Origin of the sequence: Bifidobacterium sp. AGR2158 (assembly GCF_000424225.1) — a bacterium.
Taxonomy (GTDB): Bacteria; Actinomycetota; Actinomycetes; order Actinomycetales; family Bifidobacteriaceae; genus Bifidobacterium; species Bifidobacterium anseris.
The window spans coordinates 420,658-445,151 of the sequence record NZ_AUJM01000012.1 but is presented as its reverse complement, the minus strand read 5'-3'; the positions used below and the strand labels follow the sequence as shown (position 1 = coordinate 445,151).

The following is a 24,494-nucleotide window of genomic DNA, read 5'->3' as shown; positions in this document are numbered from 1 at the left end:
GCCGCGGCGGCGATGATGTGCGTGCTTCGTAACGGATGTGCGCAAATGGTGGATTTTGGCGGCACGGCAACCTACACTCGAGACAGATTCAGGAAAGGACCCCGATGGCTCGAAACACCCCATCCAAACGCGAACGCCGGCGCGAAGCCGAAGCTGCCGCGCAGGCCGCGCAGGCGGCAAAAGTGGCGAAGGAACGCAAGCAGCAGACGATCATCGGCGCCATCGTGGCAGCCGTGCTCGTCGTGCTCATCGTCATCGCCGGCATCGCCGTCTATCGCAGCACCCGCCCGGCGTCGACCAATGCGTCCACGACGACGACCGAGGAGGCGAAGGACGCGAAGACGACGCTCGCGACGTCGCCATCGAAGCCGTCGGTCGCCGATGAGCAGGGCGGCATCCTCATTTCGGCGAACGGCTACGACAAGCCGGTCGCGGACGTGCCGACCATCGGCATCTACATGGACTTCATGTGCCCGGGCTGCGGCAGCCTCAACCAGAACCTCGACAAGGACCTCGTGAAGATGGCGGACGCCGGGCAGATCAATCTGGATCTGCATTTCATGTCCTTCATGGATCGTTTCTCGACTGATCAGTATTCGACGCGCACGGCAAACGCGGCGCTGTACATTGCCGACCACGATCCGAATCCGGACCATCTACTCAAGTTCATGTCCAACCTCTACGCTTCCGACTTCCAGCCGGATGAGTCGAACTACGTGCCGATCAGCGATGAGAAGATCGCCGAACGCGCCATCGACGCCGGCGTGGACAAGGATGTGGCGAACAAGGCGATCACGCGCCAGTACGACGACTATCTCGACGCCGTCAACACCTATACGCCGACACGCGAGGAGCTGTGGAGCACGAGCGGATCGATGAAGGGTTCGATGTCGACGCCGACGGTGACGATCAACGGCCAGTACTGGGACATCCACGACTCGAAGGTCACGGCGAAGGAATCGCTCACTGACGCGCTGTGCGACGCAATCGGCCTCAAGCCGGCGGATATCGGCGTCAAGGGCGATCTGCCGTCGATCGGTGCGAAGGGCAAGGCGCTCATTCCGTGATGACGCGTGCTGATGCTCGGTGCGAGCGACGCGCCCGGCTTCGGCGTGAAGATGGCGTGTGCATTCGGCACGCGGCGCATCCACGGTCTTGACCATTCCAGATGAACTGCTATGCTGTTCACGGTTGGCGCGCGACGCGCCCGACGCAATAGTGTCAGCCTCCTTAGCTCAGATGGCCAGAGCGGCCGCCTTGTAAGCGGCAGGTCGTCGGTTCGATCCCGACAGGAGGCTCGATTTGCATTGAGGACGAAGAATCCATATACTCATATTGTGTATGAGAAGTTTGGCCTCATGCAAAGGAATACTTACCTCCGAGTAAGCAAATCCTGAGGGCTCCCCCAACCATAGCCCTCAGGTGCGGGTGAAGCATCCCCCCAACCAGCTTCGCCCGCGGGGGGCGAGAACATCCCCTTCTCTCTCGCCCCCACCCCTTCCAGCGGAATCCCCCGAGGCATCAGCCCCGGGGGATTCCTCGTTCTTCCCTCCTACCGAGTCTGTCCGCGGGACGAAGTGTCGGCGCGGGCGACGAAACGGGACGCTGCGGGGGACGCAGTCGGGGTATCGCGAGACGGCCGTGGACACCCTTGCGGACACCGAGGGCGAAATGGCGGCGCGCGTCAGTACAATCAAGGCAGAACAGCAACGTGCAGGAAAGCAGGAAAAGGGGAATCATGCCCAAGCGATGGTCACCGAGACGTACCGTGACGTTGCGCCGCATCCGTGTCATGGTCTGCGCCGTCGCGCTCGTGCTGGCGTCATGTCTCACCTTCGCGTTCACGGCGCGCAAATCGGTCGCGCTCGACGTCAACGGTGACACGCGCTATCTGACGACGTACGCGACCACGGTGAGCGGTCTGCTGCGCGAGCAGGGCGTCGACGTCAAAACGCATGACCTCGTCAAGAACACCGGCGACGGCACGCTCGTCAACAACGACGTCGTCACCGTGAAAAGCGCCTACCAGACGACGATCACAATCGACGGACAGCAGATGCCGTTCTGGACGGTCGCTGACAGCGCCGAGCAGCTGCTCGACTTCTTCGAACAGAACGAGGTCGCCGCGTCGCGCGTCACCGTCGACATCAAGAACGTCTACAACCAGCTCACCGGAGGCATGGTCATCAACGCCGACGGCCCGGTCACGGTGATCGCCGACGGCAAAACGTCGATCGCGCCGAATGGCAAGCTGCCGGCGGCGTCGATCCTCGATTCGAAAGGCATCACGCTCGGCAAGGACGACCGCGTCAGCGTGCAGAAGGAAGGCGGCAAGACGATTCTGCGCGTGCAGCGCGTGACCTACGGCGACGAAACAGAGACCGTCGTCATCCCGTACACGACACGCACTGTGCAGGACGACACGCTCGACCCCGGCGCGACGCGCGTCGACATGGCCGGCGAGAACGGCGAGAAGAAGATCACGTATCGCGTCACCTACGTCGACGGCAAGCCGGTGGACAAGACGCAGACGAACGAAGTCGTGACGAAGACGGCGCTCGACGAGGTCGTCGCAGTCGGCCCGGAGAAGGTCGAACTGCCTGATGACAACGGCGGCAATGGCGGCGCGAATGATGACGATGCTGACACGGCGGACGGCACGGACGCTGACGGCAGCGGCGATAGCAGCGATTCCACTGGCGATAACAGCCCTGACGAGAACGCCGGCGAGAGCACGAATGAGCCGACAGAGCAGCCGAGCGCGCAGCCTACCCAACAGCCGCAGCCGAGCGCCGAACCGACTCAACAGCCAAGCGCGCAGCCGACGCAGAAACCTACCCAGCAGCCGCAGCCCACGCAGAAACCTACTCAGCAGCCAACCCAGAAGCCGACGCAACAGCCTACGCAGAAGCCAACCCAGCAGCCGCAGCCGACGCAGAAACCTACTCAGCAGCCGACGCAGCCAAGCGCGCCTGCAGAGAGCTGCCGTCTGTGCCGTCCGTCGGCCTCGGCGGCGCAGGCCTATGCCGCCGGCGCGGCCGCGCAATACGGCTGGACCGGCCAGAACTGGACCGACCTCGTGAAGCTGTGGAACCGCGAATCGGGTTGGCGTTGGAACGCCGAGAACCCGTATTCGGGCGCCTATGGCATCCCGCAGTCGCTGCCCGGCAACAAGATGGCCGCCTTCGGCTCGAACTGGAAGAATGACGCCGCCGTGCAGATCGACTGGGGCCTGAGCTACATCGCCGGCCGCTACGGCTCGCCGATGAAGGCCTGGGAGCATTCCGAACGGGTCGGTTGGTACTAAACCGCCTATGAGCGCCGCCGTCTGGCGACCGGCGGCGGCTCGCCCCCCCCTGTTCCGGCCATCCATTCCACTCATCCCCCATTCAGCCATAGCCGATAGGTAATCCATCCGCAGTCATCCACCCTCGTTCGATCACGAACGACGATGCAGAGGAAAGACGACAGATCCCATGAGCGCACACGACGACGAACAACGCGCGGCCGCGATGGCCGACGCGGCAACGACAACGTCCGCAACATCCACCGCAGCAACATCCACTGAAACAACATCCGCCGCAGGCCATCTGCTCGGCGCCGCCGACATCCGCCGCATCGCCGCCGACGCCGGCATCAGCCCGACGAAGAAATTCGGACAGAACTTCGTCATCGACCCGGGCACGGTGCGCCGCATCGTGCGTGAAGCCGGCGTCGGCGCCGACGACCATGTGCTCGAAGTCGGCCCGGGCCTCGGTTCACTCACGCTCGCGATTCTCGAAACCGGCGCGCAGATGACGGCGGTCGAAATCGACCCGCCCGTCGCGCAGCGGCTACCGCGCACGATTGGCGAATTCATGCCGCAGGCCGCCGATCGTCTGCGCGTCGTGCGCGCCGACGCGTTGACGCTCGCGCCGCAGAATCTGCCTGATTTCGCCGACGACGCGTCGTTCACGCTCGTCGCGAACCTCCCGTACAACGTCGCGACGCCGATTCTGCTGACATTGCTTGAACGATTTGACAATCTTGGTTCGTTCCTCGTCATGGTGCAGAAGGAGGTCGCCGATCGGCTGTCCGCGCGACCCGGATCGAAGATCTACGGCACGCCGAGCGTGAAGCTCGCGTGGTACGGCGTCGCGAAATCGGTCGGCACGATCGGCCGCAACGTCTTCTGGCCGGCACCGAATGTCGATTCCGCGCTCGTGCGCTTCGACCGCTACGCGCCGGGCGAGGCTCCGGCGGCGAAGTCGAGCCGCGAGGACGTGTTCGCGCTCATCGACGCCGCCTTCGGGCAGCGCCGCAAGACACTGCACGCGGCACTCAAGAAGGTCGTGCCGGAAGGCACGTTCGAAAAAGCGGGAATCGACGCGACTCGACGTGGCGAAACGCTGACCGTCGACGAATTCGTGCGTCTCGCCGACGCCGCGAAGGAGCTCGGCGCATGAGCGGCGCGATTGTGAGCGTCGACTGCCCGGCGAAGACGAACCTGACACTGCACGTCGGCGAGCGGCATGAGGCGTGGGGCGGCCGCCACTCCCTCGACACGATGTACTGCGCCGTCGGCGTCTACGACACGGTCACGCTCGAGCAGCGTCCCGATGGCGCCGGCTGCTCGCTCGAGATCTCCGGGCAGTATCTGGGCGATCTGGCCGCGTCGAGCAGCGACATGCTGCGCAACCATGCGATGCTCGCGTTGTTCGCGATGGCGCAGGCCTGCGGACGCGACCCGGACGTCGCAGTCACAATCGAGAAGAACATCCCCGTAGGCGCCGGCCTCGGCGGCGGTTCGGCGGACGCGGCCGGCACGTTGCTCGCGCTCAACGAACTGTGGGATCTGCATTGGCCGATTGAACGACTCGCGCCGATCGCGGCGACGCTTGGCGCGGACATGCCGTTCTGCCTCGTCGGCGGCTACGCGCACGGCTCGGGCTACGGCGAGATCGTCACGCCGGTGTCGGTCGACGATCCGCGCATCACGGCGTTGCGGGCCGACGGCTACGACGGCCGGGTGCTCGTCGGCGCCTACCGCGCCCAGCTGAGCACGCCGGAGGTGTACGCGGCCTTCGATGTGCTCGGCGGCGACGGTTCGCCGAACGATCTGCAGGCGGCGGCCGTCTCGCTGCATCCGCGTTCGGGCGTGGCGATCGAACTGGCGAAGGCCGCCGGCGCGACACGCGCCTTCATCTCCGGATCGGGACCGTCGGTGTGCGCCTTCGTGCCCGACGACGCCGCCGCGCACGCGGTCGAGCAGGCGTGGCTAGACGCGCAGGCCGTCGACCGACTTTTCGTCGCACAGGCGCCGGTGACGCCGGTCGTGCATGTGCCGGAACGTCGCGCTGACGCGGCCGCGGATGACCCGGCAGCGTCAGCATAATGGGATAAGGTGAGACCACACACACCTCGTCAACAAGGGATAGGTATGGCACAGAACAACGGGGCGCGCGAGGCCCGCAAGGCATACGTACGCAAGCGCCAGTCGATCGTGTTCGGCATCGTCGGCGTCGTGCTCGTCGTCGCGCTTGTCTTCTCGACGCTCGTGTTCTTCCATGTGGGCGGCCTTGGCCAGACGGCGCAAACGAAAGAGTCGGCAAACTACGGCCGCACCGCGCCGTGCGCGTCCCCAGCGGCCGACGGCTCGACGCCGAAGTACGTGGACAACCGTTCGGTGACGGTGCGCGTGCTCAACGGTACGCAGTTCTCCGGTTTCGCGCAGGCCGTGGCCGAGGCGCTCGAGAACCGCGAGTTCGTCGTGCAGGGCGTCGACAACTACGACAGCGCGAAGGTGGAGCGCACGCTCATCATCTTCGGCAAGAACGCGATTCCGCAGGCGTACACGCTCGCGAGCAACTTCAAAGACGCGCAGATGGTCATGGACGACCGTCCCGACAAGCTCGTCGACGTCGTCCTCGGCGCAACGTTCAAGGATCTCGTGCCGACCGAGGATCTGCCGAAGACCGGCTCCGACATTCCGAACATCGAAGGCTGCAAGGCGCCGGACAAGATGACGTCGCTGCCGAAGGCGCCCGACCATACGGCGGTCGGCTGAGTCCCTCCAGCCGTTTTGCGAACGCCCCGCACGCATGTCGTGTGCGGGGCGTTCGCAAAACGGCGTCCTGGCGATCGTTCTGTGTCAGTTCCGCCCCGGTGATGTTCGCAAACGCGCCCGTCAGCGGTCGGCCGTGCGCTCGTCGTACCAGCGATGCAGCTCGGCGACGGCCACATCGTGCTCGACCGGGCCGTGATCGAGACGATAGTCGAGCATGTGCCGGTAGGCGGCGCCGACCTCCGGCCCCGGCTCGATCCCCAGTTCGGCGATGATCTCGTTGCCGTTGAGGTCCGGGCGGATCGCCTTGAGATCCTCCTGCTCCTTGAGTTCGCGGACGCGTTCCTCCATCTCGTCCATCGCCGTGCTGAACACGAGCTCCTTGCGGCGGTTCCGCGTCGTCACATCGGCGCGCGTGAGCCGGTTGAGCCGTTCGTAGAGCGGCCCGGCGTCCTTGACGTAGCGGCGCACGGCCGCATCCGTCCACGGCTCGTCCACATAGCCGTGGAACCGCAGATGCAGATTGACGAGTTCGCTGACGTCGTCGACGATGTGATGGTCGAAGCGCAGCGCCTTGAGGCGTTTGCGCGTGAGCTTGGCGCCGACGGCGTCGTGATGGCGGAACGTGACCTTGCCGCCGGCTTCGAACTTACGCGTCTTCGGCTTGCCGATGTCATGCATGAGCGCGGCAAGGCGCAGCACGAGGTCGGGTCCGGGCACCGGGCCGTCGGGACCTGTTTCGAGCGCGACCGCGCGGTCGACGACAATCATCGTGTGTTCGAAGACGTCCTTGTGGCGATGATGTTCGTCGATTTCGAGCTGCAGCGCCGGGATTTCAGGGAAGACGATGTCGGCGAGTCCGGAATCGACGAATGCCTCGATGCCGGCGCGCGGGCGGTCGGACAGCAGCATCTTCGTCAGTTCGTCGCGCACACGCTCGGCGGAGACGATCTCGAGTCGCGAACCCATGTCGCAGATCGCCTCGGCGGTCCCGGCCTCGATCGTGAAACCGAGCTGCGCGACGAAACGCACGGCGCGCATCATGCGCAGCGGATCGTCGTCGAAGGATTGACGGGGGTCGACGGGCGTGCGCAACAGCTTGCGCTGCAGGTCGTTCGCGCCGCCGAAGGGGTCGACGAACTCGAGCTGCGGCACACGCAGTGCCATCGCGTTGACGGTGAAGTCGCGGCGCGACAGGTCACCCTCGAGCGAATCGCCGTAGCTGACCTCGGGTTTGCGCGAATCGGGGTCGTACACATCCGAACGGTAGGTCGTCACCTCCACCTTGACTTCGGTGCCGTCGGGACGCCGACGCAGCGCGCCGAGCGTGCCGAACTTGCGTCCCATGTCCCAGAAGCCGTCATGTCCCCACCGTTTGAGGATCGGCTCGAACTCCTCGGGCCGCGCCGACGTGCAGAAATCAAGATCATGCGAAGGCCGATGCAGCAGCAGGTCGCGCACGGGACCCCCGACGAGCGCGAGCTCGTACCCGGCATCGGCAAACATCTCTCCCAGCTCAATGGCTTCCGGCCACACTTCGAAGTCCACAGGTTTCCCTTTCCGGCAATCGTCATGACGCGTCGGACGCGTCCCATCGGCGTTTCCGCCGGCACTTTTCTGCCCTTCAAGCATACCCGCACCCCATCGGCGGCAAAACATGAGTAAGGTGGACTACATGACCACACCCGCAGACGTTGCACGCATGCTTGCCAACGCTGCGGCCAACCATGCCCACAGTCCGCTTGAGCCGGACGCGCTCATGTACACGTCGCAAACGCAGACGCTGCACATCACGACGGACACGGCGCCGGCGAAACCCGACCCGCACACGCCGACGCCGGCGATGATGCCGCGCCGCCGCACGAGCGACCGTCCGACGACCTTCGCGTCGCTCGACGCCCAGGAACTGCCGATCGTGCGCGAATACTCGGCCGGCGGCCTCGTCTTCGACGCGCGCGGCCGCGTCGCAATCATCGCGAGGCATTCACGCAGCGGCCACCTCGAATGGTGTTTGCCGAAAGGCCATATAGAAAAAGGCGAAACACCTCAGCAGACGGCCGTGCGCGAAGTGCATGAGGAGACCGGTATCCTCGGTGAGGTCGTTGATTCGATCGCCACGATAGACTATTGGTTTACCGGAACCAGCCAACGCGTCCACAAGCTCGTCCACCACTTCGCGCTGCGCCAGATCGGCGGCGAACTGACGGTGGAGGGCGACCCGGACCATGAGGCCGAGGACGCCATCTGGGTGGACTTCGCCGATCTGGACGACGTGCTCAGTTACCCCAACGAGCGTAAGATAGCTTGGCTGTATGCAAGGAAACTGAACAGGCAGGGCTAACGTGAATCGACGTCACACCAATACGCACGCCCGGCGTCGTGCTTGGTGCGCGCTGCTGGTGCTGCTCATCGCGATCGCGACGGTGCTTGACGTGCACATCCCGCAAGCGGCCGCCGACGAGCGCGACGCCACGGCGAACGACGCGTCCGGCGTCGCGCTCGCCGTCGAATCGCTCACCGCCGTCATCACCGCGACCTCCGGATTCTCCGCGACGCTCACCGTCGAAAACCGCACGACGCAGCCGATGGACGCCGGCGCAATCGACATCCTGACGAATCCCGACTACAACTTCATCTCGCGCACCGATGTGCAGGAGTGGGCGGACGGCACCGCGCAGATCGACACGACGCACGAGCTTGCGCACGTCGGCGTCGCGGCGATCCCGGCCGGCGGCCGCGTGCGCGTGCACGCCACGCTCGCCGCCGACAACGCCGCGCTCGCCGCGCTCACGACGTGGGGGCCGCGCCCGCTGCGCATCCTCTACTCCGCGCAGAGCGGCGACGCGCAGCCGACGAGCGCGACGCTCAACACCTACGTCACGCGTTCGCAGGACGGCGCGGCCGGCGTGCGCACGCCATCAATCGGCATGAGCGTCGTCATGCCGCTCACGTCGTACGATTGGAACGCCGATGCGAAGACGCGGCAGCAGCTCATCACATCGGCTGCGCGCGATGTGCAGGCGTCCGCCGTCGCGACGCTCGGCGACGCCGAACGCAAGGCGCTGCATGATAAAGATCAGCTGAGCACGAAGTATCCGAAACTGCAGGTCGTCACCGATCCCGCCGTGCTCGCGACGCTCGGCACGCCGCATCTGACGGCGCTGATGCAGCCTGCGCGTTTCGACATCACCGCATACGCGCGCGTCGGCGATCCGCAGGCCTATGCGCGCGCCGGCGTCGACGACGATGATTGGAGCGCCGCGAGCGCCGTCGCACGACTGCGCGACGCGCTCGGCGACACGTCCGCCGATGCGCCGACGATCGCATGGCAGGGTTCCGACAGCTGGACGATGGATGCGCTTGACGCGGCGCGTGGGGCCGGCTATGACACGGTGATCGCGACCGGCGACTTCAACATCGCCGACGATGCGACGGCGCAGACGCTCGTCTACCGCACGCCGACCGAACATGGCGACGTCACCGTGCTCGGCACACAGCCGCTGCTCACGTCCCTCGCGAACGCGCACGCGTCGTCGCAGCACGCGCGCGCCGAACGCACCGACGCCGGTCGCATCGCGCGTTTCATCGCGCAGAGCGCGTTCTATCAGATGGAGCAGCCGTACGCGCAGCGCACGCTGCTCGTCTGCTTCGGCGAAGACGCGACGGCGCAGGAGGTGCGCATGCTGATGGATGCGCTCGGCGACGCGAGCTGGATCGATCTGACGTCGCTTGCCGACCTCGCGGCGCAGGATTCGCTCGTCTCCTCCGATCTGATGCCGCAGCTGATCGATGAGAACGTCGGGCTGTCCGGCGGTCGTGTCGACGCCGTCCGTGAGACACTCGTGCAGCTCGGCGCGAGCCGCAATGACCTGACGCGACTCGCCTCGTCGATTCTCGGCGACGGCGACGGCGGCGCGAAGAAATCGAAGGCCGAGCCGAAATCAAACGACACAGCGACGCCAAACGATGCCGTGACACCGAACGATGCAGCGACATCCACCGACACAGCGACATCCACCGACACAGCGAAATCGAACGACGACGCAGCGACGGCGACGGCGCATGCGACCGTCGACGCGAGTCCCGCACCGCAGGAGACCTCCGACACGTCCCGGCTGACCGAGGCCGCCTACGCGCGCCGGCTGCTCGATGCCCATGCCCTGCTCGCGCTGTTCGCGCTGCAGGGCGATGCGACGTCGTGCACGGCGATGCGTACGGCCGCACGCGAACTCGCCGACGCGGCCTTCGACGCGATCACGCTGAACCCGTCGGGCAACGTCAGCGTGCTGTCGGAGACGGCGTCGATGCCGATCACGGTGAGCAACAGCCTGCCGTTCCCGATCGACGTGCGCATCTCGTCGCGCACTGACGCGATCGAGATCGTCACGGCGCGCATGACGCCGATCACGGTGCCGGCGCACGGCGAGGCGCAGGCGTCGATTTCGATTCGCGTGACGACCTCCGGCACGGCGGTCGCGCGCGAGCAGCTCGCCGACAGGGACGGCGACCTCTTCGGCGCAGTGCAGCAGACGTCGATCACCAGTTCGCTGCAGATCAGCGACAAGAGCGGTCTCGTCATCATCATCTTCGCCGTCGCGCTCGGCCTACTCGGCCTGTGGCGACAGTTCCACCGCAAGAAGGATCCCGACGAATGAGTTCTTCCGTAGGCCGCAATTCGCTGATCATGGCTTCCGGCACGGCCGCGTCCCGCATCACCGGCCAGATCCGCACGATTCTGCTCGCAGCGGCGATTGGCACGACCGGTCTGGCGGCGAACGCGTATCAGGCCGGCTCGATGATCCCGCAGGTCATCTACACGCTCGTCTCCGGCGGCATCTTCAACGCGGTCCTCGTGCCGCACATCGTGCGCACGTTGCACAGCGACAACGCCGAGGAGCAGCTCAACAAGATCGTCACCTTCGCCGTCACGCTGCTGCTCGGCGTCACCGTGCTGATGGCCGCGCTCACGCCGTGGATCACGCGGTTGTACGTCAGCGGCAGCCCCGAGCTGATCAGCCTGACGTGCGCGTTCACGCTGTGGTGCACGCCGCAGATCTTCTTCTACGGCCTGTACACGGTGCTCGGCCAGATCCTCGCCGTGAAGAACAAATTCGGTGCCTACGCGTGGAGTTCGGTCGGCGCGAACCTCATCAGTTGTCTCGGCTTCGTCCTGTTCATCGTGCTCTACGGCAACCATTCGCAGTCGTCGGCCGGCGCGTGGACGACGCCGAAAATCGCGTTGACGGCCGGCATGTGGACACTTGGCGTCACGTTCCAGGCGCTGATTCTGTTCGTGCCGCTGCTGCGCGCCGGCTTCCGCTTCCGTCTGCGCTTCGGCGTGCGCGGCATCGGCCTGCGCACGATGGGACCGATCGCCGCGTGGAGCATGGGCATCGTCGCGATCGACCAGATCGCCAACATCATCATCACGCGCATTCTGACGGGCGCGCCGGGCGTCGCCGCACGTACGATGCATCTCAGCGAGTTCGACGTCGCCGGCAACGCGACTTATCAGAACGCGTACACGATCTACATCCTGCCGTATTCGCTCATCGCCGTCTCGGTCGCCACAGCGATCTTCCCGCAGATCTCGTCGGCAATCGCCGATCATGATATCGAACGCGCGCGCGGCGATCTGAGCGGCGCGCTGCGCACGGTCGGCGCGATCATGTTCCTGTTCACAGCCTTCTTCCTCGTCATGCCGCTCGCGATCACGCGCGCTCTGCTGCCGACCGTCTCCGTCAACCAGGCGATCCTCATCTGCGGCCCGTTGATGGGCTTGTGCGCCTGCCTGCCGTTGGCGAGCGCGTATCTGATCATCCAACGCACGTTCTACGCCTTCGAGGACGGCCGCTCCCCCTTCGTCTTCATGACGATCATGTACGCGCTGCAGCTGTCGTCGTGTCTGCTGTGCACGCGTTTCCTTCCGCCGACCGATTGGGCAACCGCCGTCGGCCTGTGCGCGTCGGCGAGTTATCTGCTGTCCTTCATCCCGCTCGTGCATATGCTGCGCAAACGGTTCGACGGCTCGCTCGACGGCCGCCGCATCGCACTCACCTATCTGAAGGCTTTCGCGGCGATGATCGTCAGCGTCGTCATCGGCTTCGCGTTGCAGGGGCCGATCTACCGGCTGCTGCATGTCAACGATCCGTCGAGCTCCGGCGTCGTCGGCTGGCTTGAGTCGGTCGGCGCGGCGATCGTGCTGTTCGTCGTCATCGTCGCTGTCTATCTGGCCGTGCTGTGGGTGCTGCGCTGCGAGGAGCTCACGCAGGGCGTCGCCGCGTTGCGCGCGCGTCTTTCGCGCCGCGCGGGCGCGGCGGGAACGCCGGCCGTCGTCGACGCCGTCGACGGCGAGGAGCGCGCGTTCGACGCCGCCCACGGCATCGTTGATGATTCCAATGGTGCCGCCGCCGATTCCGACGCCTATGACGACGACAGCACGCGCGTCATGCCCGAGCTCAGCCGCATCGCACCGGCGGTGCCGATCGACGAGCTCGTGCAGCTCGACCCGCCGGTGCCGGCAGGCCTCGCCGAAGCACCGATTGCGCTCGCCGCCGACCGTCCGCGCACGCCGGCGCCGACGACCACCGCGAACAGTAGAATGACGGTGCACACATCCGCACGGCCTTACGAATCAGGGGAAACCATGAAGCCTCATCTGGGAGATACCATTCTCAACCGATACACGCTCGTGTCACCGCTGCGTGAAGAGGCCGGCCTGCAGGTGTGGAAGTCGAACGACCGTGTTCTGTCGCGCGACTGCCAGCTGTTCATCGTCAACAACCGCGCCGTCCTCGCGAGCACGAATGCGCTCGCCGGCACGCTCGCCGCGTCCCGCGACCCGCGCTTCACGCAGGTCATCCAATTGCAGCACGACGGCGACATCGCCGTCATTCTCACCCGTCTCGACGGCGGAGTCTCAATCACCGAATACATGCGCGACGATGGTGCCGGCGCGCCGCCGCTCAGCTACGAGGCGATGCGCACGATCATCGGCGAGACGATGGATGCGATCCGTTTCCTGCAGCACGACCGTCTGACGCATCGCGCACTGTCGACCGACACGGTGCGCCTGACGCGCAACGGCGTGCAGCTCGCCGATACCCCGGTGAGCGCCGCGCTCGCAGACACGGCGAACACGCCCGCCTCATATAACGACGAACGCCGTGCGATCCGTCAACTCGCCGGCGTCCTCTACGGCATGCTCACGCGCACGCCGTCGACGATGCATCCGCGATTCTCGCTCGACCGGCTGCCCAAGGACGCGCCGATCGAGTTCCGTCTCATCGTCAAGCGCGGCCTCGAACTGAACGAGGGCGACAAGCCGACGGTGCCGCTCGTGACGATGGCCGAAATGGACGCGCTGCTCGGCGCGCGCAAGCCGCTGCATGCGCTGACGCGTCACGATCTGCGGCTGACCGGCGCCGACGGCGAATGTTCGATCGTGCGTGCGATGATCCAGCCAGCGCTGCCTGGCGACATCCTGCCGATCCCCGATTCGATGGTCTCGTCGCAGACGATGCCGTCGATGATGTTCCCGGCTCAGCAGCTCGACCCCGAATCGCTCGCCGAACTCGAAGAGGAGACCCAAGAGGCGAAGGACGACGCGGACGCGGCGAATGGCCGCTCGTTCAAGGCGGTGTGGAACAAGAGCAAGGCGATCATGGGCGGCACCGACGACACGGCCGCGAAGATCCCGGAGATCTCGCCGAACAACGCGACCGAGATGTTCACGGCCTTCGACCCGAACGCCGTCCAGGAGACGCCGATGACGCCGTCGCGTCTGACGGTGCCGCTCGACGTGTCCTCGATGCGCGACGGTACCGTCGACACGTCGTCGTCGACGTCGTCGACCGGCCATCTGCCGGCGATCGACGAGAACGGCAATGTCGTGCCCGACGGTTCACAGTCGCAGCGCGAACTGCGCAAGGAGCACGAGGACATCGACGCGACCTATGTTATGGGCGCGCCGGCGCTGCCGCCGAGCTTCGCGCCGCAGGAGCGTCCGAAGTCGCAGCCGACGTCGAACGTCACCGAACCGAAGCCGAAGAAGAAGGGCAAGAAGCGCGCCGCGATCATCGTCGGCATCATCGCGATCCTCGTCGCGCTCGGCTTCGCCGTGCACAGCATCGCGACGAGCGGATCGCTGTTCGGCTTCGGCAGGCAGGACACGACGTACTGGCCGGACGCCGACCTGTCCAACGTCCCCTTCGGCGAACGCAACGGCGGCGACGTGAAAGCCCCGGAGGCAGCGAATCGGCAGAGCGAGACGCCGAAGCCGACCGAGACACCGTCGAAGGCGCCGAACAACACCGCCTATCCGGTCGCCTCGCAGCAGTTCCTCGACCGCCCGGCCGGACAGCAGGGCTACGGCTACTATCTGCATCTGCAGAACAAGGAAAACGTCGACCGGCTCGTCGTCAAGATCCAGTCCTCGGGCGGCAAGGGTGTCGTCTACGCGAACGCGACGGCCGACAACCCGACCGGCGGCGAGAAGATGGCCGAATTCACCTTCGCCGAGGGCGGCACGACCGAAGTCAAGTTCTCGAAGCCGATCGAGACGCAGGACATCATCATGTGGGTGCCGCTCGACAGCTTGCCGGGCAATCAGCTGTACATCAACTCGGTGCAGGCGTTCTAAGGAAACCTGAGTCGCTACAACGTGGCGGGGCAAGCGGCAGCAGTCGCTTGCCCCGCCGCGTTCTTGCGTCACGGGACGAGCGCATGTGCCCACAGAGATACATCGAAATAATCGACGGGGCGCATCTATTGTGAAGACATGAGTGAAATTCGCGATGTCATCATCATCGGTTCGGGCCCCGCAGGCTACACGGCGGCCATCTATCTGGGACGGGCGGGCCTCAAACCCCTCGTCATCGCGGGCGCCCTCACGCCGGGTGGGCAGCTCGTCAACACGACCGAAGTCGAGAACTTCCCCGGCTTCCCCGACGGCGTGCTCGGCCCTGATCTGATGGAGGCGATGCAGCGTCAGGCGGAGCGTTTCGACGCCGAACTCGTCTACGACGACGTCGAATCGGTCGAACTTGACGAGACGATCAAGACGGTGCACTGCAACGGCGGCGACGTCTACCGTGCGCGCGCCGTCATCGTCGCGACCGGCTCGTATTACCGCCATCTCGACGTGCCCGGCGAAGAGGAGTACGCCGGCAAGGGCGTCTCGTACTGCGCGACATGCGACGGTTTCTTCTTCCGCGGCAAGCCGATCGTCGTCGTCGGCGGCGGCGACTCGGCAATGGAGGAAGCCGGATTCCTGAGCCGTTTCGGCTCGTCGGTGACGCTGCTGCATCGGCGCGACCAGTTCCGCGCGTCGCGCATCATGATCGACCGCACGATGGAGAATCCGGCGATCGATGTGATGACGAACACCGTCGTCACGCGCATCAACGGTGACGGCAAGGCCGTCACGTCAATCGATGTGCGCGACGTGAAGACCGGCGAGGAGCGTGAGCTCGACGCAAACGGCGTGTTCATCGCAGCCGGGCAGATCCCGCAGACGGCGTTCCTCGGCGGCGCGCTGACGCTCGACGACCACGGCTACATCGTCGTCGACGGCGCGAGCACGCGCACGAACGTGCCCGGCGTCTTCGCGGCAGGCGACTGCGCCGACCCCGTCTATCAGCAGGCGATCAGCGCAGCCGGTACCGGCTGCCGCGCAGCGATCGACGTGCAGACCTATCTCGAATCGATCGCCGAGGAAGCCGACGCCTAAGGCGTTACTGCTGCGGGTTGAGCAGGCCGATGATACGGTCCATCTCCTCGGGCGACGAGAACACGATCTCGATGCGGCCGTGCTTCTCCGACCCCTTGATCGAGACCTTCGTGCCGTAGCGCTGTTCGAGGCTGACCTGAATCGGCGAACCGGCCCACGGGTTGTGCTTGTTCGTCTTCGGCTTCTTCGGATGGTCGCTCGCCTGCATCGAAACGATTTCCTCGACGCTGCGCACGCTCAGACCTTCGTCGACGATGCGCTTGGCGAGCGCCTCCATCGACGCGGCGTCCGGCAGGCCGAGCAGCGCGCGCGCATGTCCCGCCGAAATCTTGCCGGAGGCAACCGTCTTCTGCACGCTCGCCGGCAGATTCATCAGGCGCAGCGTATTGGCGATCTGTGGACGCGACTTCGAGACGGAACGTGCGAGCTGCATCTGCGTGAGGCCGAACTCGTCGATCATCTGCTGATAGGCGGCCGCCTCCTCGAGCGGGTTGAGCGCGACGCGGTGCAGGTTCTCGAGCAGTGCATCGCGCAGCATGTAGTCGTCGGCCGTCGTCTTGACGATCGCCGGGATCTTCGTCAGGCCGGCGATCTGCGACGCGCGCCAACGACGCTCGCCCATGATGAGTTCGTATTCACTGTCCATGCGGTCGGCGAAGGGGTCGCCGCTCGGCTGCTGCGGCTGCGCATGGGCGGCGCGGATCTGCTCGACCGGGCGCTTGCGCACGACGATCGGCTGCAGCACGCCGACTTCCTTGATCGATTCGGACAGTTCGCGCAGTTCCTCGTCGTCGAAGACGGTCCGCGGCTGATGCAGATTCGGTCCGATCTGCGTGACCTCGAGTTCGACGAGGTAGCCGCCTTCGACCGGCTTGAGGCCGTCCTCGGCTGTCTCCTGCTGCGGCGCGGCGTCGTGCTTCGCGACGATCGGCGTGCCGTCGAAGAACATGTCGCTCGGGTGCGCCATGTCGCCGATCGCCGGCATCGTCGCGCGCTTCTGCGACGACGATGAGGTCGTTGCCGACATCGAGCGCGACTGCGACGACTGTTCGGCGGTCTGTGCCGCAGGACGATGCTCGGCTGCCTCCGGCTGCAGCGTCATCGGCGCGGCGAGCTTCGAGACGGTCTCGCCGTGGCGCGTCATCGTGCCCATCGACGGAATCGTCGAGCTCAGCGGCGACACCGGCGTGGCCGGCTGCTCACTGGCGGCTGACGCGGCGGCCGGCGTCTGCTGCTGTTTCGCCGGCTTCGGCTGCGACTTCGCCGGCGTCGGCTGTGTCGGCTGCTTCGGCGTCTGCTTCTTCGGCTGCTCGGGCGGCGTCACCGAGTCGGGCTGTTCGCCGGGCAGTGAGGGGAACAGTGCACCGAGTCCTCGGCCCAAACGTGATTTCGATGCCATGTCACTCCTCGTTTCTTCTCGATGCGATGGTCTCCAGTACGACGGCCGACCGGTTGTTGATTTCGAGCGCGGCCTCGCGGTAGGCAATCGCGCCCATGCCGCGCGGATCGTAGCTGACGACGGTCTGCGCGAAGCTCGGCGCCTCCGAGATCTTGACGGTGCGCGGAATCGTCGTGTCGAGCACGATGCTCGGGTAGTGCGTCTTGACTTCCTCGTACACCTCGCGGCTGAGCAGCGTGCGACGGTCGAACATCGTCACGAGCATCGTCGAGACGAGCAGTTCAGGGTTGAAGTTCGACTGGACGAGGCCGATCGTGTTGATGAGCTGTCCGAGGCCTTCGAGCGCGTAGTATTCGGCCTGGATCGGGATCAGCATCTCGGAGACCGCGCACATCGCGTTGATGACGAGCAGGCCGAGGCTCGGCGGGCAGTCGACGAACACGTAGTCGTAGTGCACGTCGCTGTTGGCGAGGAATTCGTCGAGCGCGTGCCGCATCAGGTTGTTGCGGTCGGGCATGTCGGCGAGTTCGAGGTCGGCGCCGCTCAAGTCGATCGACGCGGGCACGACGTGCAGCGTCTTGTAATCGGGGCAGACCTGCATGACGTCGGCGATCGTCGCGCGGCCCTCGATGACGTCGTAGACCGACGGGTCGCCGGAGTTGTGCTTCGCGCCGAGCGCCGTCGATGCGTTGCCCTGCGGATCCATGTCGACGACGAGCACGTTCATGCCCGTCTGCGCGAATGCAGCGGCCACGTTGACGGCCGTGCTCGTCTTGCCGACGCCGCCCTTCTGATTGGCGACGGCGATGCGGCGTGTACGTGCCGGACGTTTGAATTCCGCGGCGTTGATGCGTTCGTAGCGCGTAGATTCGTCGGCGATCTGCGAGCCGACGCCGGAATCGCTGCCTTTGAAGATGCGCGCGAGCGTTTCCGTTGTGCTTTCCATGCCGGGGATGTTCCCTTGATCTGTCACGAGGACTGTCCTCCTAGTTGAGTCGCAGTGTCTTCAAGTCTGTGTAGCCGTCTGGACAGGGCGTCCGCCCGATTCCCAATGTGGATAACCGGTGGATGATTGTGGATAACTTCCGTTTTCCCCACGCCCTGCCACTGTGAAAATCGTTGATTTACAAGCTGTCAGCGGCCATCAAGTTATCCACATCGAGATTGTGGATAACTTTTTCCAATCAACAGTCGATGTGGATAACCTACCGCCTCGCCGCCTTTTTGCTGGTCGCCTTCTTGTTGATGATGACGACCCGCGTATCCTCGAGGCCGTCGGCGACCGGTGCCGTCACGACGCGCGGGCGCACACCGCCGTATTGGGCGATCACCTTGCGCGCCTTGTCGATCTCAGTCTGCGCGGAGCGCCCCTTGAGCGCGATGAGCTCACCCCCCGGTTCGACGAGCGGCAGCGTCCAGCCGGCGAGTTTCATCAACGGCGCGACGGCGCGGCAAGTCACAGCCGCGAAGGGATGCCGAATCGCGTCGCGCACCCCCTCGGGGACGACGACGGAGGCCTTGACGTGACGCTTCGCCTCCGGCTGACGTTCGTCAAGCGCGGCAATCGCCTCCTCGGCGCGCCCCCGCACGACGATTACATTGGACAACCCCATCGCCTCGACGCATTCGGCGAGCCACTCGCAGCGACGCTCCATCGGCTCGATGAGCGTGAACGCGCAATCAGGCAGCATCGCGGCGGCCACGAGGCCCGGAAAACCGCCACCGCTGCCGATGTCAGCGACGGTGCGGAAGCGCTTGCCTTCCGTCGCCTCGCGGATGAACGGCACGATCGCCGCGGAATTGAGCAGATGCCGCTCCCACAGGATGTCCACGTCGCGCGGCCCGATGAGCCCCCTCGGTTCACCTTCCTGCGCGAGTTTCCCGTGAAACACCTTCATCGCGCCCAGCGCATCACCGAAGGTCGCCTCAAGCACCGGGGAATCGGCGAGTTGTTCGTCGGTATGGATCTCGTCACTCATAACGCACCATCCTATACCGTTTTCACGTGCAACATCCCCGTCTCAGTTCATCTTCACGTGAAACTTTTATCACCACGTGAAACATATATGGCACGAATCGCATATGCACGTAACGCACCATTAATTAATCGGAAGGGTTTATTTACTGGGCCGTAACCGCAGATGGGCGCGCGGAAACCCGCAGGCGCGCACAATCGAAGACAACATTCAGGACTGGAAAGGAGCTGTGGCCATGCAGGAACAGGACATCGAGACGGAACCGCTGCTCGACGACCCCGTCGCCTCCGTCTCGCTCAACGCATTCAGCTCGCTCACGAAGGGCTCGCCGGCGCCGTACTGGCTGTTCCGCGGCGTGTGCGGCGCGTGGGGCATCGAAACGGAGCGCGCGCGGCTCGATCTCATCACCGTCTCTGAGAACGCGACCTTCGTGCTCATCATCGACGGCCGGCCCGAAGGCGTCGTGCGCGTCTCCCAGCCGGGATACGTCGGCGGGCCGGAAGCCGTCGCCTCGGAGATCGCGTGGCTCAACGCGCTGCACGAGATCGATGGCGTGAATCTGATCAACCCGGTGCCGACCGTGCGCGGCATGTTCGTCACGAAGATCCGCGACCTCAACGACGTGAGTTGGATGGTCGTCTCGACGAAGTTCGTCGAGGGCACCGTGCTCGAGGATCTCGACGATCCGAGCGCGTACTACGAGACAATCGGCTCGTGGGCGGCGAAGTTCCACGCGCAGTCGCGCGCATGGAAGCAGCCCTACGGATTCAAGCGCTTCACGTGGGATCTTTCGGACATGGTCGGCACCGCACCGCGCTGGGGCCGCTGGGAGACCGCCAACCTCAATGCGCTGCAGCGCCGCCTGTGCGACGCCGCGCTCGACAAGGCGCTCAAGGTCATGGCGCACGCGCCGCGCGACGCGCAGTCGTGGGGCCTCATCCACGCCGATCTGCGCCCGAGCAACATCATCCGCGGCGACGACGGCACGCTCACTGTCATCGACTTCGACGACGCCGGCTACAGCTGGTATCTCTACGATTACGCGGCCTCGCTGAGCTTCATCGAACACAAGGAGTACGCCCCCGATCTCGCGAAGGCGTGGATGCGCGGCTACGAATCGGTCGCTGGCCGATTCACACCCGACGAACTCGAGATCATGTCCGCGCTGTCGATGATCCGCCGTCTGCAGATGCTCGGATGGACGACCAACCACCGCGAGGACGCGCTGCCCGGCGGCCTCGCGCGCGAGCAGGCGCCCGGCAGCGTCATGTGCGCCGAACGCTATCTGCAGGACTCGCGCTGGCTGCTGCGGTAGCGGATACGCGGGCGGTCGCCCTCATCAACCAATTCTCTTCTCCCCCAATCATCAATCAACCAACCTCACCAACAAAGAACAAAGAAACGAACAGATGCACACCTGAAGCACAAAAGGAGCACACCATGTCCAGTACGGTATCGGGATCAGGACTCGGATCGGTGACCTACGTCGCCACGGATAAGGACTACTTCAAGAAACGTCAGCTCAAACGCACGGCGGGCGCGTTCGGACTGTGGGCGATCGGCGTGAGCGCCGTCGTCTCCGGCGACTTCTCCGGCTGGAACGGCGGCATCGCGCAGGCCGGATGGGGCGGCTTCCTCATCGCCGCCGGCGTCGTCTACGTCATGTACGTGCTCATGCTCAACTCGATCAGCGAGATGGCGAGCGCGATGCCGCATACCGGCGGCGCGTACTCCTTCGCCCGTGCCGCGATGGGCCCGTGGGGCGGCTTCTTCACCGGCCTCGCCGAGACCGTCGAATACGTGATGACGGCGGCCACGATCGTCTACTTCTCGTCCGCTTACGCCGATTCGATCCTGATGGACATCTCCGGCTTCTCGCTGACCGACGCCGGCTACCAATGGGTGTGGTGGCTCGCCATCTACGCGATCTTCGTCGCGCTCAACTGGGTGGGCGCCGAGACCTCGTTCCGCTTCGCGCAAGTCGTGTCGATCGCCGCGCTCGCGATTGTCGCGTTCTTCGGCGTCGGCGCGCTGTTGAGCGGCAAGGTCGATTTCGCCTCGCTGTTCAACATCACGCCGACCGCCGGCCATTCGAGCTTCCTGCCCTTCGGCGTCGGCGCGATCTTCTTCGCGATGCCGTTCGCGATGTGGCTGTTCCTCGGCATCGAACAGCTGCCGCTCGCGGCCGAGGAGGTGCGCGACCCGGAGCGCAACATCCCGAAGGCGTCCCGCCTGTGCATCCTGACGCTCGGCCTGTCCGCGATCATCGTCGTTTTCCTGAATCCGTCGGTGATGGGCGCTGCCGCGCTCGGCGGTTCGGACGAGCCGCTGCTTGACGGATTCCGTGCGATTCTGCCTGGCAACCTCGCCGCCATCCTGTCCGCCTTCGCGCTCATCGGCCTGCTCGCCTCGGTGCAGGGCATCACCTTCGCGTACGGCCGCAACCTGTACTCGCTGAGCCGCGCCGGCTACTATCCGGCGTTCCTGTCGCTGACCGGCAAGAAGAAGACGCCGTACTGGGGTCTCGTCGTCGGCGCCGTCATCGGCTTCGCGGCGCTGTTCATCATCGCCTACGGCGGCGAGGGCGCGGGTTCGGTCGTGCTGAACATCGCCGTCTGGGGCGCCGTGCTCGCCTACCTGCTGCAGATGGTCTCGTATGTGCTGCTGCGCAGGCACATGCCGAACATCAAGCGGCCCTTCGTCTCCCGCTTCGGCGTTCCGGGCGCCGTCATCGCCGGCCTGCTGTCGTTCGCGATCTTCGTGGCCGTCCTGCTCAACCCGGACTACCGACTCGCCGTCTACGTGATGGTGGGCATCTATCTGGCCGCCACCGTGTTCTTCGCCGCCTACGGGCGCAAACACCTCGTGCTCTCCCCCGAGGAGGAGTTCGCGGCCTCCGGCGGCACCGCCGCATACAAGACGCACGACTGATCATCGTTGATTGATCATCGCTGATTTCGATTGATTGCGCGCATATCGGGCGCCCGTCGCAGTCGCGGCGGGCGCCCGCTTTGTCATCCGCCGCCGCTGTGCGCAATCATTTCGCCGCTGTGCACAACCATTTCACAGCTCCGCACAACCATTTACGGCTCTTCGCGCCATAATGGTTCATTTCCAGAACGTATCCGACGCCGCTACATTGCCGCGATACGCTCGCCATCAACAGCGATCAGCAACCAGCAGACGTCAAGGAGCACCCATGGCCACACGATCGACCATCATGGACACGAACAGCTTCCGCCCGGAGATGGCGGCGGCACTCGACCCGCAGACGCGCAGGCTCACCGAGGAACGCAACGTGCTCGGCCCGGCCTACCGCCTGTTCTACCGCAATCCCGTGCACCTCGTGCGCGGTCAGGGCGCGCGCCTGTGGGACGCGGACGGCGTCGAATATCTCGACGTCTACAACAACGTGGCGTCGGTCGGCCATGCGAACCCGCGCGTCGTCGACGCGATGAGCCGCCAAGCGAGCGCACTCAACACCCATACGCGCTACCTGCACGAGAACATCCTCAACTACGCGGAGGATATCCTCTCGACGATGCCCGAGGAAATCGACCGGATCATGTTCCAGTGCACCGGCTCGGAAGCGAACGACCTGGCCGTGCGCGTCGCGCAGGCCTACACCGGCGGCGAAGGCGTCATCGTGACGGCCGAGGCGTACCACGGCAACTCGGCACTCACGTCGAAGCTCTCCCCCGCGCTCGGCACCGCGCAGGAACTCGGTCTGACGATGCGCATGATCCCCACGCCTGACACCTACCGCCTCGTCATCGACGGCAAGCCGGCCAGCGAATGCACGGCCGAGAAATTCGGCGGATGGATGGCCGGCGAGGTGCGCAAGGCCGTCGCGGACATGGAACGGCACGGCATCCGCTTCGCCGCGCTGCTCGCCGATTCGATCTTCTCCTCCGACGGCGTCTACCCCGATCCGGTCGGCTATCTCAAGCCCGTCATCGACACCGTGCACGAGCTCGGCGGCGTATGGATCGCCGATGAGGTGCAGCCCGGCTTCACGCGCACCGGCGACGCGTTCTGGGGCTTCGAACGCCAGGGCATCGTGCCGGACATCGTCACGAGCGGCAAGCCGATGGCGAACGGCCTGCCCACATCGTTGATGGCCGCGCGTCACGAAGTGCTCGAACCTTTCGCCGGCACGATCCCGTATTTCAACACCTTCGGCGGCAACCCGGTGTGCATGGCCGCCGCACAGGCCACGCTCGACGTCATGCGCGACGATGACACGATGGGCAACGCGAAGCGCGTCGGCGCGATCTTCAAGCAGGCGGTGACCGATCTGATGGCCGAGCATCCGTGCATCGGCGACGTGCGCGGCGCCGGCCTCTACATCGGCTGCGAGATTGTGAAACCGGGCACGAAGGACCCCGACCAGCCGACCGCGCTCGACATCCTCGAGACGCTGCGCGACCACCATGTGCTCACCTCCGTCTGCGGACGCTTCGGCAACATCCTCAAGCTGCGGCCGCCGCTCGTCTTCACCGAGGACGACGTCGACATGTTCATCAGCGCGTTCACCGCCACGCTCGAGGAACTCGGATGCTGACCCATCCCACCGCCGACGACGTCGCGCGCAGGATACGCGCCGTCATCCGCGCGCGCGAGCTGCGGCCGGGCGAGAAACTCGGCTCGGAGCGCGCGCTCGCGGAATCGTTCGGCATCTCGCGCACGCTGCTCAGGCTTGCGCTCGAACAGCTCGAGCAGACCCACGAAATCGTGCGCAGAATCGGCCGCAGCGGCGGCATCGTCGTCTCCGACGGCAAACTCGAGCGTTCGCTGAACACGGTGGAATCACTCACGCAGATCGCCCGGCGGCAGGGGTGGCGGCTCACGTCGACCGTGCTCAGCGCAACGCTCACGCCCGGGTCGGCGGCGGATCGCCGGCTGCTGTGGCTGCCCGAGGACCGTTCGATGATCTACAGGATCATCCGTCTGCGCATGCTCAACGGCACGCCACTCTCCCTTGAAGAGACGCATCTGCCGGCGTATCGCTTCGCGCGCTTCCTCGACCTCGATCTGACGACGTCCTTCTACGGACATTTCGAGGACGTCTACGGCATCCACCCGAAGTTCGTCGACGAGACGCTCGACGTGACCGCCGCGGACAGCGAGCAGGCGAACCTCCTCGGCACCGCGGAGGGCGCGCCGCTGCTGTGCATCCACCGCATCGCCGCAGACGCGCACAGCGTGCCGTGCGAGCGCGCGATCGACACGTATCTCGCCGACCGCATGCGCTTCACGATGCATCATTCGGGCTTCGTGCGGCTCTCCGCGACGCGCGCGCAGTGACGACGCCGGCGTTGCGCCCGCCGTTTCCGCTGCGCGTGC

At 65.4% G+C, this 24,494-nt stretch carries 16 protein-coding genes, 1 tRNA gene and 1 pseudogene; 14 read left to right on the top strand and 4 right to left on the bottom strand.

The features are described 5' to 3' along the window. The first annotated feature begins 104 nt into the window (after positions 1-104). The 6 genes from G606_RS0104580 (at position 105) to G606_RS0104555 (ending at position 6,046) form a co-directional block, all read left to right on the top strand. The gene (locus tag G606_RS0104580; RefSeq protein ID WP_026644957.1) at positions 105-1,067 is read left to right on the top strand and encodes a DsbA family protein; all 963 of its coding nucleotides are present in this window, start codon (positions 105-107) and stop codon (positions 1,065-1,067) included. A 157-nt stretch (positions 1,068-1,224) separates the two neighbouring features. After that, positions 1,225-1,298 (top strand) — tRNA-Thr (locus tag G606_RS0104575). Between the two features lie 440 nt (positions 1,299-1,738). After that, positions 1,739-3,307 carry a ubiquitin-like domain-containing protein gene (locus G606_RS0104570; protein WP_026644956.1) on the top strand — a complete coding sequence of 523 codons (1,569 nt, stop codon included), beginning with the start codon at positions 1,739-1,741 and terminating at the stop codon, positions 3,305-3,307. Positions 3,308-3,512: 205 nt separating this feature from the next. Next, positions 3,513-4,445, top strand: a complete 933-nt coding sequence (rsmA, locus tag G606_RS0104565; RefSeq protein ID WP_051198561.1) for a 16S rRNA (adenine(1518)-N(6)/adenine(1519)-N(6))-dimethyltransferase RsmA — start codon at positions 3,513-3,515, stop codon at positions 4,443-4,445. Next, a complete protein-coding gene (locus G606_RS09935) occupies positions 4,442-5,374 on the top strand; it encodes a 4-(cytidine 5'-diphospho)-2-C-methyl-D-erythritol kinase (protein ID WP_051198535.1) in 933 nt (310 codons plus the stop codon). The genes rsmA and G606_RS09935 overlap by 4 nt, the downstream gene beginning before the upstream one ends. Positions 5,375-5,419: 45 nt before the next feature. Then, complete coding sequence (locus G606_RS0104555) at positions 5,420-6,046, top strand: LytR C-terminal domain-containing protein (RefSeq protein WP_026644954.1); 627 nt, start codon at positions 5,420-5,422, stop codon at positions 6,044-6,046. 120 nt (positions 6,047-6,166) lie between these two features. Here the strand turns inward: G606_RS0104555 and G606_RS0104550 are convergent, their stop codons facing one another. Beyond that, a complete protein-coding gene (locus tag G606_RS0104550) occupies positions 6,167-7,591 on the bottom strand; it encodes a CCA tRNA nucleotidyltransferase (protein ID WP_026644953.1) in 1,425 nt (474 codons plus the stop codon). Between the two features lie 127 nt (positions 7,592-7,718). On the opposite strand from G606_RS0104550, the gene G606_RS0104545 reads away from it, so the two are divergent. The 4 genes and pseudogenes from G606_RS0104545 to trxB all read left to right on the top strand — a co-directional run bounded on the left by G606_RS0104545 (position 7,719) and on the right by trxB (position 15,773). Beyond that, positions 7,719-8,384, top strand: coding sequence for an NUDIX hydrolase (locus tag G606_RS0104545; RefSeq protein ID WP_026644952.1), 666 nt, complete (start codon positions 7,719-7,721; stop codon positions 8,382-8,384). Position 8,385: 1 nt separating this feature from the next. Beyond that, the gene (locus G606_RS0104540; protein ID WP_026644951.1) at positions 8,386-10,698 is read left to right on the top strand and encodes a DUF6049 family protein; all 2,313 of its coding nucleotides are present in this window, start codon (positions 8,386-8,388) and stop codon (positions 10,696-10,698) included. Continuing rightward, positions 10,695-14,684, top strand: a pseudogene (locus tag G606_RS10695) (lipid II flippase MurJ). Before G606_RS0104540 ends, G606_RS10695 begins: the two are co-directional and overlap by 4 nt. A 138-nt stretch (positions 14,685-14,822) precedes the next feature. After that, positions 14,823-15,773: a thioredoxin-disulfide reductase gene (gene trxB, locus G606_RS0104530; RefSeq protein ID WP_026644950.1), complete on the top strand. Its 951-nt coding sequence runs from the start codon at positions 14,823-14,825 to the stop codon at positions 15,771-15,773. 4 nt (positions 15,774-15,777) lie between these two features. On the opposite strand, the gene G606_RS0104525 is transcribed toward trxB, so the two are convergent. The 3 genes from G606_RS0104525 to rsmG form a co-directional block, all read right to left on the bottom strand. Continuing rightward, positions 15,778-17,172 (bottom strand): ParB/RepB/Spo0J family partition protein, encoded by a 1,395-nt coding sequence (locus G606_RS0104525; protein WP_026644949.1) that lies wholly within the window; start codon positions 17,170-17,172, stop codon positions 15,778-15,780. Position 17,173: 1 nt separating this feature from the next. After that, positions 17,174-18,118: a ParA family protein gene (locus G606_RS0104520; RefSeq protein ID WP_034523608.1), complete on the bottom strand. Its 945-nt coding sequence runs from the start codon at positions 18,116-18,118 to the stop codon at positions 17,174-17,176. A gap of 259 nt (positions 18,119-18,377) precedes the next feature. Continuing rightward, a complete protein-coding gene (rsmG, locus tag G606_RS0104515; RefSeq protein ID WP_034523606.1) occupies positions 18,378-19,151 on the bottom strand; it encodes a 16S rRNA (guanine(527)-N(7))-methyltransferase RsmG in 774 nt (257 codons plus the stop codon). Between the two features lie 232 nt (positions 19,152-19,383). Between rsmG and G606_RS0104510 the strand changes: the two genes are divergently transcribed. The 4 genes from G606_RS0104510 (at position 19,384) to G606_RS0104495 (ending at position 24,455) form a co-directional block, all read left to right on the top strand. Beyond that, positions 19,384-20,463 carry a phosphotransferase enzyme family protein gene (locus G606_RS0104510; protein ID WP_034523605.1) on the top strand — a complete coding sequence of 360 codons (1,080 nt, stop codon included), beginning with the start codon at positions 19,384-19,386 and terminating at the stop codon, positions 20,461-20,463. A gap of 125 nt (positions 20,464-20,588) precedes the next feature. Next, on the top strand, positions 20,589-22,079 hold the full coding sequence (locus tag G606_RS0104505; RefSeq protein WP_026644945.1) for an amino acid permease: 1,491 nt from the start codon (positions 20,589-20,591) through the stop codon (positions 22,077-22,079). A 268-nt stretch (positions 22,080-22,347) separates the two neighbouring features. Continuing rightward, positions 22,348-23,712, top strand: a complete 1,365-nt coding sequence (locus tag G606_RS0104500; RefSeq protein WP_026644944.1) for an aspartate aminotransferase family protein — start codon at positions 22,348-22,350, stop codon at positions 23,710-23,712. Further along, complete coding sequence (locus tag G606_RS0104495; RefSeq protein WP_026644943.1) at positions 23,706-24,455, top strand: GntR family transcriptional regulator; 750 nt, start codon at positions 23,706-23,708, stop codon at positions 24,453-24,455. Before G606_RS0104500 ends, G606_RS0104495 begins: the two co-directional genes overlap by 7 nt. Positions 24,456-24,494 lie beyond the last annotated feature (39 nt).